We start from the raw sequence: 13,425 nt of genomic DNA on the forward strand, positions 1-13,425 counted from the left end.
CATGGTGAATACGCCTGACAGGGCGCCTGATCTGCCGGGAGCGGGGTTGTTGCTCTCGGCCCGCGGCCTGACCAAGACTTACGGCAGGCAGCGGGTGGTCGATGGCATCGATCTCGACATCCCGGAAAGGGCGTTCACCACCTTCCTCGGCCCTTCCGGTTGCGGCAAAACGACAATCCTGCGGATGATTGCAGGTTTCGAGAAGCCGGATGCAGGTTCCATCGTGCTGGATGGCAGGTCGCTTTCCGGCGTTCCGCCGGAGCGGCGCCCGGTCAACACGGTCTTCCAGAGTTACGCCTTGTTTCCGCATCTGACGGTATTCGGAAACGTGGCCTTCTCGCTGACGCTGCGTCGAAGCAATATCGATGTGGCAGCCCGCGTGAAACGCGCTCTTGACGCCGTCCACATGGCAGAATTTGCGGACCGATATCCGCACCAGCTTTCGGGTGGCCAGCAGCAGCGGGTCGCCGTGGCGCGGGCCATCATTGCCGAACCTCACCTGCTTCTCCTCGACGAACCCCTGTCGGCGCTGGACAAGAAGATGCGCGGACATCTCCAGATCGAGCTGAAAGACCTGCAGCGGCGCCTCGGCATCGCCTTTGTCTATGTCACCCACGATCAGGAGGAGGCGTTTGCGCTCTCCGATATCGTCGTCGTGATGAACAAGGGCCGCATCGTTCAGAAGGCACCACCGTTGACGATCTACACCCGCCCAGCAAACGCATTCGTTGCTGACTTCATCGGCGCAGCGACACTTGTTCCCGGCGAGATCGTCGGGAACGGTTCAGTTCCCGGATCGGCCGCGATCAGCACGGCGATCGGTGTTTTCGAATGTCCGGCAATCGATGGCCTGTCGCAGGGCGACACGGCAATTCTGGCGATCAGGCCGGAGCACGTCCTTGTCGGCGCAGACGGGTTGAGCGCGACCATCCAGCACGTGGTCTTCAAGGGTGACCGATACCTCGTCGAAGCCATCGTGAACGGCGTTGCGGTGCGATACATGGCCGATCACCCGATGATGCCGGGAGCCGATGTCGCCCTGGTCATCGATCGGCAGCGCGCCTTCATCACGAGGATCGACTGATGGATCCGGTATTTCATCGGGCGCAGCTTGCCGTGCCGGTCGCCTGCCTCTTGATCGTTGGATGCATTTTGCCGCTCGCCTTGCTGGCGGTGTTCAGCGTCTTCGAGGTGGATCTCGATGCTTTCACGCTCGTTCCGGCCTTTTCCGGGAAAAGCTGGGCGCAGATGTTTAGCAATCCGGTCTTTGCGTTTCTGATCGGCAAGGCTGTTGTCTCAGGCGCAGGCACCGCCGTGCTGGCCGCCACTGTCGGCTACCCGATCGCTATTTCGATGACGCGCCTCCCGGTTCTCTGGAAAGGGATCGGTAGCATCGTTCTTCTGACGCCGCTTTATACCGGCGAAATTGTCCGCATTTATGCCTGGCGGGTTGTTCTCGGCTCGGAAGGCCTGATCAACGCCGCTCTGCAATGGGTCGGCATTATCGGTGAACCGTTGAAGTTCCTGTTGTTTACACCGTTCACCACGCATCTTGTGCTGCTCTACAACAACCTGCCCTTCATGGTGCTGGCAATCTGGATTTCGGCTGAACTGATCGACCATCGCCTGATAGAAGCGGCAAGGGATCTGGGTGCCCGCCCTCTGGACGCGTTTTTCAAGGTTATCCTTCCCCTGACGACGCCCGGACTGGCTGTCGGCGTGTTTACCGTCTTTGCACTTGCCGCAGGTGACATGATGACGCCAAGTCTTCTCGGGGGAACGTCTGGTGCTACTCCGATGGCCATGATCGACAATTTGTTCGGAACCGCCTTCGACTGGCCGCTGGCATCGGCGCTATCCCTCAGCCTTCTCATCGTTCTTTTCGTGCTTGCCAGCGGCTTTTTAACAATCCTTCTGCGGGTTAGTGGCGCCAAGGCAGTGTTTCGATGGGGTGCAAGATGAACCGTATGGTCATTCTCACGCTCGCGCTCGCCGGATGCTTCTTCTATCTTCCGATCGTCGTTCTCGGAATATTCTCTTTCAACGCCGCAAGCACCATGGCTTTCCCCTTGAGCGGCTTCACCCTCTCCTGGTACGGCAGTCTTTTGGGGAATGACGCCTTTCGGGGCGGCTTTGCCACCAGCTTCTTGATCGCTCAGCCTGTGGGCTTGCTGGGTGCTCTCCTTGGCCTCATGGCCGCACTGGCCCTGACATCGCCACGCATGAAGTTTCGGGCAGCATTTGCTATCCTGGTTCTCGTGCCCTTTCTGGTGCCGAAGACGGTCCTTTCGATCGCGCAGGCCATGCTCATGAGCTGGGTGGGGCTGGGTCGCGGTGCGACTGCGCTGATCCTGGCTGAGACTCTGGTCGTCGTTCCCTTCACCACCACCATACTTGCCGCTGTGATGGTTCGTCTCGACCCGCGTCTTGAGGAAGCAGCGCGAGATCTCGGCGCAACGCCGTGGCAAAGTTTCCGGCGTGTCCTGCTGCCGCAGCTGAGCGTCGCGCTGAGTGCGGCCTATTCCATCGGCGTCATCCTCTCCCTGGCCGATCTTACCATCTCCATGTTCCTTGCCGGACGAACGCAGCCCCTGTCGCTGATCGTCGCATCGGAGTTCCGGCGCGAACTCAAACCCGACCTCAATGCCATGCAAGTTGCGGTACTCGTGCTGACGGCTCTGATCGTGGCGCTGACCGAACTCAATCGCCGCCGCCGCTTGCGTGGCCGTATGGCGCATTTGCGAGACCAGCTATGATGATTTCCCCCGTCGATATCCCAGGGACGGCCCTTGACGACTTGAAGCAGGCAGCGCTTGCCGATCTTGCAGCACTTGGCTATCCGAGCGCGCCGTGGCTCAGCGATCTACCAAGGCCCGACGCCGCAGAGATTGCCGATGTCATCGTTGTCGGCGGTGGCCAGTCCGGCGTCACGATAGCGGCCGCCCTGAAATGGGACGGGCTCAGGCGTATCCGCGTGCTGGATAGCAGTGCACCGGGCGCAGAGGGTCCGTGGCTGACGTTTGCGCGCATGGAAGAGTTGCGCACGCCGAAAACTCAGGTCGGCAACGAGTTCAACGTCGTCAACCTGTCCGTACGCCGCTGGTTCGAAACACGCTACGGGCAGCAAGCTTGGGCGGAACTGCCGCGCATTCCGCGCACGGACTGGAAGGCCTATCTCGACTGGTATGCCGACGTATTCGAGATCGCCATCACCAACCATTGCACGGTTCTGGATGTTGCGCCGGACGGCGACCTCATCGCGGTAACCACCAGCATTAGCGGCAGGGTTGAAAAATGCCTGGCGAGAACTGTCGTGCTGGCCACCGGATACGATGGCGCCGGCGCATGGAGGGTGCCGGCAATCGTCTCTGGCTCGCTTGCGCCAGACAGGTTCGATCACACCAACGGTCCGGTCGATTTCGGAGCATTGAAGGGCCGGCGCGTCGGCGTGCTTGGCCATGGGGCCTCTGCATTCGATAATGCCATCAAGGCACTGGAAGCAGGTGCTGCCTCCGTCGATCTCTGCTTCCGGCGTGCGCGACTGCCCCGCACCAATCCTCACCGCGCTGTCGAGACGCCCGGAATGATGACGCATTACCCCGATCTCTCCGAAACCACGCGCTGGAATATAGCCAGGTTCTTCCGCAGTGCCGATCAACCACCGCCGGTGCGTAGTTTCGAGACGGCGATGAGCCTCGACAATTTCCGGCTGCGTCCCGCCACGCCCTGGCTGGACGTCTCTCAGCAGGCCGATGCAATCCATGTAACGACCCCCGACGGTATCCTGGAGTTCGATCACCTGCTTCTTGCCACGGGCATGGATGTCGATCTCGCCGCAAGGCCTGAACTTAAAACCCTTCACGACCGGGTTGCTCTCTGGGGCGACCGCTATACCCCGCAAGACGGCAGCGCCGATGCCCGACTTGCGCGTTTCCCCTACCTCGACGGCTTCTACGGATTCATCCCGAGGGATCCAGATGAGACATGGGTCAGCCGGGTGTTCGCGTTCAACAGCAGCAGCTTTGTCAGTCACGGCCCTCACTCCACCTCCATCAGTGGGCACAAGCATGCGGTGCCAAGGCTGGTGCGCGGCGTTCTGCGCCGGCTGCTTCTCGATCGCGAAAAGGAGATATTGCCGGAGCTGGTCTCCTACGTCTCGGCGGACCTCCCTGTACCGGATGACTTCGAAACAGCGGTAGCCGAGGCCAATCGGCAAGCGGCTAGCTTGCTTGAAACCGGCAGATCCGATTTGCGGAGTGGCACGTGACCCAATCCTTTTATTGGGCGGATCATTCGACCGCCGACTTTGCAGCCCGCGATTTGAGCGAGACTGTCGTTATCCTGCCGATCGCAGCTGTCGAGCAACATGGGCCGCATCTTCCCGTGCAGGTGGATGCGGCCATAAACGCTGCCATCCTGGACCGCATGGTGCGGTTGCTCGACACGAACGCAGACGTCCTGATCCTGCCGTCGATCGGCATCGGCAAGTCCGACGAGCATTTGGCATATCCCGGTACGCTTACCGTATCGGCCCAGACACTTCGCCTCGTCTGGCTCGATGTGGCCAGAAGCGTAAAACGCGCCGGTGCGCGCAAAATCATCCTGTTCAATTCGCATGGCGGCCAGATTTCCCTCATGGAAATGACCTGCCGGGATATCCGTGTAGAGCTCGATATGCTTGCGGTCGCTTGCTCCTGGTTCAGGATCGCAGAGGTCCATGACCTGTTTTCGGCCGCGGAAATCACGCACGGCATTCACGGCGGCGATATCGAGACCAGTATGATGCTAGCCATCGCGCCAGAGCTGGTGGCCATGGACAAGGCAGAGGATTTCGTACCCTTGACCGTGGAAATCGAAAAGTCCGGCAGCCCGTTGACTGCTGAAGGCGCGGTCGGCTTTGGCTGGCAGGCGCAGGACCTTCACCCGGCAGGTGTCAGCGGGAATGCCGCCAATGCCGACGCCACCAAGGGCGCTCTCGTGCTTGACCGGGCGGCCGCGGGGTTGGTGCGCCTGATTGCGGCAACGGGCGATTTTGACATGGAGAGGCTTACGTCCGAAACCCGCTTTTCGGCCGGGAGATAACCATGCTGGCACTTCGCGACATCGAAAATCTTCGGATGCCTATGGCGGACGGTCTTTACCTGGCGGCCGACGTTTATCGTCCTGTGGGCCCCGAACGCTATCCTGTTCTGGTCATGCGCCTTCCCTATGGGCGTAAAGTTGCCTCGACTGTCGTCCTTGCCCATCCCGCATGGTATGCGGCGCAAGGCTACATCGTGCTGGTGCAGGATGTTCGTGGCCGGGGTGATTCCGAGGGTGTATTCAGGGTACTCGAAGACGATGTTGCCGACGGCGCGCAGACGCTGTCGCTGGCGGCCGATCTCGACGGTTGCAACGGCATGGTGGCGAGCTACGGCTTCAGCTACCACGGCATGAACCAGTTCCTAGCCCTTGCCGGCGCCAAGAAGACCGGCGGAAAATTGCCCGATGCCATGGCTATCGCCATGGCGGCTTTCGATGTCCGCAATCACTGGGCATTCGAAGGCGATGGGTTTCGGCTTCAGTCCAACCAGATGTGGGCGTGCCAGATGGCCGTCGAAAACGCCAGGCGGGCCGGCGATCTTGCCACCGCTCACATGTTACATGCCGCAAAGCCGTCCCTGCATTCCGGTGTTCTCTCGGGAAAGCCTGAGGCTTTGCAGCAGGCAGCACGCTACACGCATTACCAGGACTGGCTGACCGACGATCCCTCCTATTGGGGTTCAAGGTCGCCAAAATCGCTTCTTGAAGGTATGACGCTGGATGTGCCTGTGCTGCATGTCGGTGGATGGAACGACATTATGCTCGAAGGCACATTCGCAGCCTTCGAGGAGTTTTCCGTTGGCGGCAGTCTGCAGCGACTGTGTGTTGGACCCTGGTCGCACATTCCCTGGGGCCGACGGGTCGGCGCTCTCGATGCCGGGGCGGAGGCTGCAGACGGCATAGACCGCCAGATCGTCGGCTTCTTCGACGAAGTGCTCAAAGGCCGCGAGAATATCGAACCGAAGATCAAGCTTTATGACGTCTTCGACAAGGCCTGGGCCGGCTTCGAGCGGCTTCCGGACGCACAGACACTTGTGCTTCATCTCGCATCTGACGGTCGTGCAGCGGCAACGAGCACGGATGGATCGCTTGTTGAAACGCCAGGGCCTTCGAGAATTGACCACCTCGTGCACGATCCATGGCGGCCAGCACCGAGCGTAGGCCTTCATCTCGGAACGCCTGCCGATTTTGCCGACAGGTCGGACGTCGACGATAGGGCCGATGTGCTCGTCTATACCTCGAAACCTTTCGTTCTCCCGGTTCTGCTGAGTGGAGTGGCGGAAGTCGATCTTTTCGTCACTGCCGACAGGCCGAGTTTCGACCTCGATTGCACGTTGAGCACAGTGGCCCCGGATGGAGCCGTAATTTGCTTGACGTCGACACATAAGACAATAACGGCGAATAAAGATGGACTGGCCGTTCTGTTGAGGTTACGGCCGACGTATCTGACGATCCCGGCGGGATATTGCCTGCGCCTGTCGATCCAGTCAGCCTCTTTCCCCGCCTTCCCCGTCAATCCGGGCACCGGCGCACGCCCCCAGGACGCGAGCGTCACGGATCGGCTTGTCACGACCCTCATGCTCCGCTCAGGCGACGGCTACCCCTCCGTCTTGCGCTTACCGATGCTGTCGCAGGCCACTGCCGGCGGTACAGCATCGTAAAAGAGAAGTTTGATCAATGACTGCAACAGAAAACCTATCCGAAGGACTGGAGGCTGTCATGGGCGACATGCCGGCATGGGGCTCGGAGTTCTCACGCACCTTCGCCAATCATGCTCCCATGGTACTCGTCGCACTGGACCGGATAGGCGGCACGCCGTCTCAGCTTCGGCGCTTCTTCAACCACTACAGAGATACAAAGCAACTGCTGCCATTCGCGTTGCCTCTGAAGCCACTCAACCGCGACAGCTGGAAGACTGCGATCGGGATACGCGAACGGGAACCGGATCTGCGAATTTTCTTTACCGGCGAACTGGCGCGCCTGGGCATTCATGAGGCTTTGCAGCTCTATCTACCGGATCTTGCCGACGGCATCGCAGCCAGCGCCTTTCACGCATTGATGCGAACGGCTTACGGCGTGCTTCGGGACGACAACACCGATATCGCAATTGCGCTTGCCTACTGGGCGGCAACCTATCTGCCTCTTCCGGCGGCCAGGGGAGCGCACCCAATCACGACCGATCCAGCCGAAGTTCTCGTTCTGACAGCAAGTCTCACGCCATTACACGGGATGCAGCTTCACGACCTGTTGTGGCAAAATATGCGCGATGCCAGCAGCGTTCCCGAGTTTGCACCCGTGGTGGACTGGCTTGATATCGGGCCTGGCACACTGCAAAAAATGGCGGCCACGGCGCTTTCCGTCTTTGCGGCAACCCAGCATTTTGCGGCACTTCACATCATCACCGGGTTGCACTGGATCCGTCTCCTCGAGCCTCATTGCGACGAGGCCGCGTTCCACCGGATGTTGCGGGTGTTCTGGCAAGGGATCGCCGCGCTCATGGGTGAGCTTGGTTTTCCGGAAATTCCGGAGGCGAGCCAGCTTGATCGCTGGCGTCATATCGAAGTGCCGGATTGGCCCGAACTGCATGCGATCGCCGCGCGCAGTTACGACGAACACGATATCAGTGTTGCTTTTTCGGCCAGCGAAGAAATGAAGGTCTACGGGGATCCGCTCTATCGCGTTGTTGTCGCCCGTCGACTCGGGCTTATCGGAGACTATACCAAATGAGCCCGGACGCATCCATCACAGGCGATTGCATCATTGAGGCCGGGACAGTGTTGTCGGGGCTTATGCCGGATGGCAGCATGTCGATGCGCCATGACGTCGGCATCCGGGTGGATCGCGGGATGATCGCGCAGATCGGGGCGATGGAAGCCGTCACATACGGCAACGACCATCTGCCCCGTTTCGGATCTGCCGAGATGATTGCCATGCCGGGGCTCGTCAATAGCCATCATCATTTCGGCGTCACGCCGCTGATGCAGGGCGTGCCCTTAGCGCCGCTGGAATTATGGCTGCCGCAGTTTCGGGCGATGCGCCAGGTCGATACGCGGCTGGATACGCTCTATTCCGCCATCGAGATGCTGGAGAGCGGCACCACGACGGTGCAGCATATCAACAGCGGAATGGCCGGCGCGCCGGACGCCTGGATGGCTGCTGCGAATGCGACGCTCAACGCCTATGGCGAGATCGGCATGCGGGCCGGCTTTTCCTTCATGATCCGTGACCGCAATATTCTGACTTACGATGACGACGCCAAGGTGCTGGCCGCCCTTCCGGATACCGTTCGCAGCTGGATCGCGCCGAGGCTTGCGGCATCGAACATACCGGTCCCGGAGCTTCTCGGCTTCTACCGCGAGCTGCGGCAAGCCTGGCTTGCGGACCGCCCGGATCATGTGCGCATCAATCTAGCCCCGGCCAACCTGCACTGGTGCTCGGACGCATGCCTGCAGGCGATTTTCGAGACGGCGCGGCAAACCGACGCCCAGGTTCACATGCATCTTCTCGAAACCGAACGGCAGTCGCATTTCGCGCACGACAAATTCGGCCACAGCGCCGTCCAGCATCTGAAAGCGCTCGAATGCCTCGGGCCAAATGTGACGCTCGGGCACGGCAACTGGATGAGCCGCGAGGATATGGACATCGTAGCAGAATGCGGCTGCAGCCTGTGCCATAACGCCTCCTCGGGCCTCAGGCTCGGGAGTGGCATCGCCCCAGTCAACGAAATGCGCGGTCGCGGCATTCCGGTGGCGCTTGGCATCGACCAGTCCAACATTGCCGACGACCGCGACATGACGCTCGAAATGAAGCTGGTCTGGGCGCTGCATCGCGAAACCGGGTTTTGGAACGAACGGCCGGATGCCGGCGCGGTGCTGCAGATGGCCACCGAACATGGCGCGAAAACTGTCGGTTTCGGTGGCTTTACCGGCAGGCTCGAACCCGGACTACAGGCCGATATCGTCCTGATGGACAGGCGAAAGATCGGCCGGCCGCATGTGAGCGCGCGCACTCCCGTCGTCGAAAGCGTCCTGCACCGGGGTGGACGCCACGCGATCAGCCAGGTCTTCGTCGGCGGTCGTCTGGTGGTCGACGAGGGAAAGGTCACAACCATCGATCGCGACGCGGTTCTCGCCGAGATCGGCGAGCGGCTGCAGCGTCCGGAAACGCCAAGCGAGAGCCAAGCCTGGGAGGCGATAAACGCCCTCATGCCGCATCTCGAGGCGCACCACCGTTAGTTCACACCGACGCCAGGATATCGCCCCTATCGATACAATGCGATGGCGGACGGGATGGATTAGGGCAGATAGGGGTTGCACGGCACTTTCAGGCGACGCCGTCCGGGAAAAGAGAAAATAACAATACCGTAAATTCAAAATGCTTCGCGTGTCCCCTCGGCTGCAAAACGTCAGCCGAGGTTCATCTCACCCATCCAGGCGCAACGCCTGGTCAGGCGGCGCGGCTGGCGGGTTTGGTGAAGCTGGGGTTCTTTTCCAGGCTGAAGCGGCCGATGAGTTCGGTCAAGGCGTGGGTTTCGTCCGAGAGCTGGCGTGTCGCGGCGCTGGTTTCCTCGACCATGGCGGCATTCTGCTGGGTCATGCGGTCGATTTCGTTGACCGACGAGGTGACTGACCGCAGGGACTGCGCCTGCTCCTGGGCGGAAGAGGCGATCCGCTCGACGTGACCGAAGATATCGACGATATCTCCCGAGATTCCGATAAGGGCGCCGCCGGTTTCCTCGACATATTGCGATCCGATGGCGACTTCGTTGACCGAGGTATTGATAAGCTGGGCGATCTCCTTGGCGGCCTTTGCCGAGCGTTGCGCGAGTTCACGGACTTCCTGGGCGACGACGGCAAATCCCTTGCCGGCCTCGCCTGCCCTTGCAGCCTCGACGCCGGCATTGAGCGCCAGCAGGTTCGTCTGGAACGCGATGCCGTCGATGACGGTGACGATGTTCGAGATCCTGTCGGAGGATTCCTTGATTCTTGCCATAGCCGAGACGGCGTTCTGCACGACCATGGCCGAGTTTTCCGCGCGCTGCTTGGTATTCTGCACCAGTTTCAGCGCAAGGCCGGAGCGATCCGAAGAGGTATCCACAGTGGCGGCGATCTGTTCGACGGCGGCAGCGGCCTCCTCCAGCGATGCGGCCTGCTTTTCGGTGCGCATTGCCAGATCGTTGACGGCTTCCCCCATTTGCCGGCCATTGTCATAGATCATCTCGGCTGTGCCGCGGATGTCGACCAGCGTCGCCCTGAGGCCTTCGATGGACTGGTTGAAATCGTCGCGCAGCCCATCGAGATGGGTTGCAAAAGGCACGTCGATCGCAAAATCGAGTTCGCCCTTGGAGAGCCTTTTCAACGCCAGTCCGAGAGCCTCGATCGCTCCGTCGACCTGGACGCGTGCCTCACGGCGCTCGCGGTCATTTCTGACGCGCTCGGCCTCGGAGAGCTCTCTCGCGCTCTGGGCCTCCTTTTCCATGACCAAGCGGGATGTGGCGTTGTCCTTGAAGACCATCAGCGCGCGCGCCATGTCGCCGATCTCGTCAGGACGACCCTCGCCGGCAATGGCGGTGTCGAGCTTGCCTTCGGCGAGCTTGCGCATCGCTATGGTGATCTGGGCGATCGGTCCCTTCAGCGTCATCACGAGGGCTGCGCCAGCCAACATCGCGACGAGGACGCCTATGGTCATGGCGCCGATGGAGATCGTGTTTGCCTGCTGGCGTTCGACACCGGCATTTGCCTTCTGGCTTTCCGCAAACTGCGTAAGCAGGTTCCAGGTGCTGTCGATTAACTTGGCGGCGGCGGAAAATTGCGCCTGCTTTTCCAGGGAGTTGGCAGCGATGTCGGCAGCCTTGGAGGCAAGCGTGTCGAGCACCGGCTTGACCTTGGCCGGAAGCACCGAGAGGACCGGGTCGTCGCTCATCAGCGCGGCAAGGGCTGCAACCTCGTTGGCGTACATATAGAGCGACTGCTGGACCTTCTTGACGCTCTCTTCGTCGGGCTTGGAAACGAGCTCGGCGAAGACGACGCGGATTTCATTGTTGATGTTGACGATGCCGCGCAGCTTGTTGCCGACGGCTTCTGCCATGGAGATTTCCTTGTCGGAGGTGGCGAGATCGAGCACCGAACGGCGCATCAATGCGTCACCGGTCGCCTTCAGTTTCGCGGTCGGCGCCTGGAGGGCGAGGAGTGCCTGGTCGGCAAGCGCGACTGCGGCGTCCGGGCTTGTCGCCTTGCTCTGTTGATCGAGAACAGCGACAGATGCCTGGATGTCGCTTGCAACACTCTTCTGGTCATCCGGCAGTGCGTCGGCAAGCAGCGAGACCGCGGTGACCAGGTCCGGCACGAGCTTCTTCAGCGCCGCAATCTTGGCATCGGGAAGCGCTGCCTCGGCATAGGCCTTTTCGAGGTCGGCAATCATCGAGGCTGCCGTTCCCAATGTCACCGAAGTCTTCAAGCCGGCCTTGTTGGTGTTGTCCTTTTTCTTCGCCGCCGCCATCAGCATGAAGGAGCGCTTGCCGATCTGTCCCTGCAGATCGAGCAGCGCTGCCGAGTTCGCAACGATGTCATCCCAGATCTTCTGCTGGTTGAGCTGGAGCTGCCAGATTGCCTCGATCTTGTCGGGAATTGCTGCGGATTCCGAAAGAGACTGGTCCAGCAGGGAGACATCCGTTCCAGCGCGCAAACCTTCGGTGGTCTGCTTCAGGAGGCCGAGCTGGTCGCGGGCCTGGGCCGCAGCACCGTCGTGCGTTTCCTGCGAAGGCTGCATCAGGAAGGTGCTCATGCTGGCGAACACATGCTTGAAGCCGCTGAGCGACTGCAGGACGCTGTTCGAGACCTCCATCCTGCCTTCGAGCAACCGAGAGGCATAATAGCCCGTCAGGCCGACCGCGCCGATACACAGAATGAACGGTGTCACGAGCACCAGAACTTTTGTCTGGATCCGCACCCGCGACATCATTTTGTCCATCATATTTTTCATTTTCCCGACCGTCCCCGTCTCATTGTCGCTCAAGGTGCCACGAGTTTATAAAATTGCCGTTAAGCATACTGGAAACCTGCGGCCTTATTCCCGTTTTACTTGCGCCGTGCTCAGTCGGATTCGTTCGACGTTGCGAGCACGATCTTCAGCCGGAAGCTCTATAGTCGTACGTCATTTTAAAAGTTGTCACCGGCGATCTTTTTGGCGGGCCGGGACGGTTGTGCGAATTTCCGGTCAGCGGTTGCACTTCGTTGATTAACAACGCATAATTCCACCTCTGCACATTCTGGCAGACAGGAACGTCGCATATCGATGAAAAAGCTGACGCACCGGACGATGGAGGATTTTGCGAAATCCAGCGGGATATCGCGTCCGACCCTGTCCAAGTTCTTCGACGATCCGACCAGCGTAAAGCCAGCCACCCGTGCTCTGATCGAGGCGGCGTTGCGGTCTTCGGACTACCAGCCCAATCTCTATGCGCGCAATCTCAACCGCAAGCGCACCCGCAACATCGGCATTCTCGTGCCTGCTCTCGGCGACCCCTTCTATGCTGAAATGGTCAACCGGCTGGAACTCCGCCTGCGCACCAGCGGCTACTGGCCGATCGTGATTTCATCGCATGGTTTGCCGGAACTGGAGGCCGAGGCCGTCAAAACGATGCTGTCGCTGAAGGTGGCCGGGGCGTTGGTGGCACCCCTCGGCTTCAAGTCCGATCCGCGCGTCTTCGAGAAACTCGGCCAGAACCTGGCGATGGTCTATTTCGACACCTTCATCGAAGGCAGCACGCCATTTGTCGGCAACAACAACAGCCAGAGCGTCGCGACGATCGTCGACTATCTCTGCCGGTCCGGCGACGCGCCGGCCTATCTCGACATTCCGCATATCAATCACAATTCGCCGGAAAGGCTGGCAAGTTATGTCGCCACCGTCAAGGCGGCCGGGTTCGAGCCGCGGGTGATCAAGACGAGCGCGGACTATACCTGGGATTTCGAGCGGATCGGCTATGAACAGATGGACGATATGCTGCGCAGGAAGTCCCTGCCGAGCAAGACGATCCTCTGTGCTAACGATCGCCTGGCCTTCGGTGTGATGGCGGCAGCCTTTGCCAACAACCAGAAGGTCGGACGCCGAAAGGGCGCTCATCTCAGGATCGCCGCCCATGACGACCATCCCCTCAGCCGATATGCATCGCCGCCGCTGACGACAATGGCGCAGGATTTCGCGGCAATGACGGCCAACAGCGTCGACACATTGCTCGCCCTTCTCGGCGAAGGAGAGACGACGACAGGCGCTATCGTCCATGCCATGCGCTCGGACGGCACCCTTGTGATGCGCCAGTCCGCCTGATCCACCGTCCACTTA

The 13,425-nt window shown here is 60.4% G+C and carries 10 protein-coding genes; 9 read left to right on the forward strand and 1 reads right to left on the reverse strand.

Annotated elements, in window-relative coordinates:
• The first annotated feature begins 1 nt into the window (after window position 1).
• Genes J5289_RS23135 through J5289_RS23170 form a run of 8 tightly spaced genes read left to right on the forward strand, consistent with a single transcriptional unit; the run spans window position 2 to window position 9,317 of the window.
• Window positions 2–1,084, forward strand: a complete 1,083-nt coding sequence (locus J5289_RS23135; protein ID WP_209186291.1) for an ABC transporter ATP-binding protein — start codon at window positions 2–4, stop codon at window positions 1,082–1,084.
• Window positions 1,084–1,962 carry an ABC transporter permease gene (locus J5289_RS23140; protein ID WP_209207175.1) on the forward strand — a complete coding sequence of 293 codons (879 nt, stop codon included), beginning with the start codon at window positions 1,084–1,086 and terminating at the stop codon, window positions 1,960–1,962. The genes J5289_RS23135 and J5289_RS23140 overlap by 1 nt, the downstream gene beginning before the upstream one ends.
• Window positions 1,959–2,756 carry an ABC transporter permease gene (locus J5289_RS23145; protein WP_142832213.1) on the forward strand — a complete coding sequence of 266 codons (798 nt, stop codon included), beginning with the start codon at window positions 1,959–1,961 and terminating at the stop codon, window positions 2,754–2,756. The genes J5289_RS23140 and J5289_RS23145 overlap by 4 nt, the downstream gene beginning before the upstream one ends.
• A complete protein-coding gene (locus tag J5289_RS23150) occupies window positions 2,753–4,267 on the forward strand; it encodes an NAD(P)-binding domain-containing protein (RefSeq protein ID WP_209207174.1) in 1,515 nt (504 codons plus the stop codon). Before J5289_RS23145 ends, J5289_RS23150 begins: the two co-directional genes overlap by 4 nt.
• Window positions 4,264–5,082, forward strand: coding sequence for a creatininase family protein (locus tag J5289_RS23155; protein WP_219276575.1), 819 nt, complete (start codon window positions 4,264–4,266; stop codon window positions 5,080–5,082). Before J5289_RS23150 ends, J5289_RS23155 begins: the two co-directional genes overlap by 4 nt.
• A 2-nt stretch (window positions 5,083–5,084) precedes the next feature.
• Window positions 5,085–6,743 carry a CocE/NonD family hydrolase gene (locus J5289_RS23160; RefSeq protein WP_209207172.1) on the forward strand — a complete coding sequence of 553 codons (1,659 nt, stop codon included), beginning with the start codon at window positions 5,085–5,087 and terminating at the stop codon, window positions 6,741–6,743.
• 16 nt (window positions 6,744–6,759) lie between these two features.
• The gene (locus J5289_RS23165; RefSeq protein WP_209207171.1) at window positions 6,760–7,809 is read left to right on the forward strand and encodes a questin oxidase family protein; all 1,050 of its coding nucleotides are present in this window, start codon (window positions 6,760–6,762) and stop codon (window positions 7,807–7,809) included.
• The gene (locus J5289_RS23170; RefSeq protein WP_209207170.1) at window positions 7,806–9,317 is read left to right on the forward strand and encodes an amidohydrolase family protein; all 1,512 of its coding nucleotides are present in this window, start codon (window positions 7,806–7,808) and stop codon (window positions 9,315–9,317) included. The genes J5289_RS23165 and J5289_RS23170 overlap by 4 nt, the downstream gene beginning before the upstream one ends.
• Window positions 9,318–9,528: 211 nt before the next feature.
• Here the strand turns inward: J5289_RS23170 and J5289_RS23175 are convergent, their stop codons facing one another.
• Window positions 9,529–12,054, reverse strand: a complete 2,526-nt coding sequence (locus J5289_RS23175) for a HAMP domain-containing methyl-accepting chemotaxis protein (protein WP_209207169.1) — start codon at window positions 12,052–12,054, stop codon at window positions 9,529–9,531.
• 321 nt (window positions 12,055–12,375) lie between these two features.
• On the opposite strand from J5289_RS23175, the gene J5289_RS23180 reads away from it, so the two are divergent.
• Entirely contained in the window at window positions 12,376–13,410 is a 1,035-nt protein-coding gene (locus tag J5289_RS23180) for a LacI family DNA-binding transcriptional regulator (RefSeq protein ID WP_209186299.1), read from the forward strand.
• The last annotated feature ends 15 nt before the right edge of the window (window positions 13,411–13,425 follow it).

Source organism: Rhizobium sp. B230/85, assembly GCF_019355735.1.
GTDB classification, from domain to species: Bacteria; Pseudomonadota; Alphaproteobacteria; order Rhizobiales; family Rhizobiaceae; genus Rhizobium; species Rhizobium rhododendri.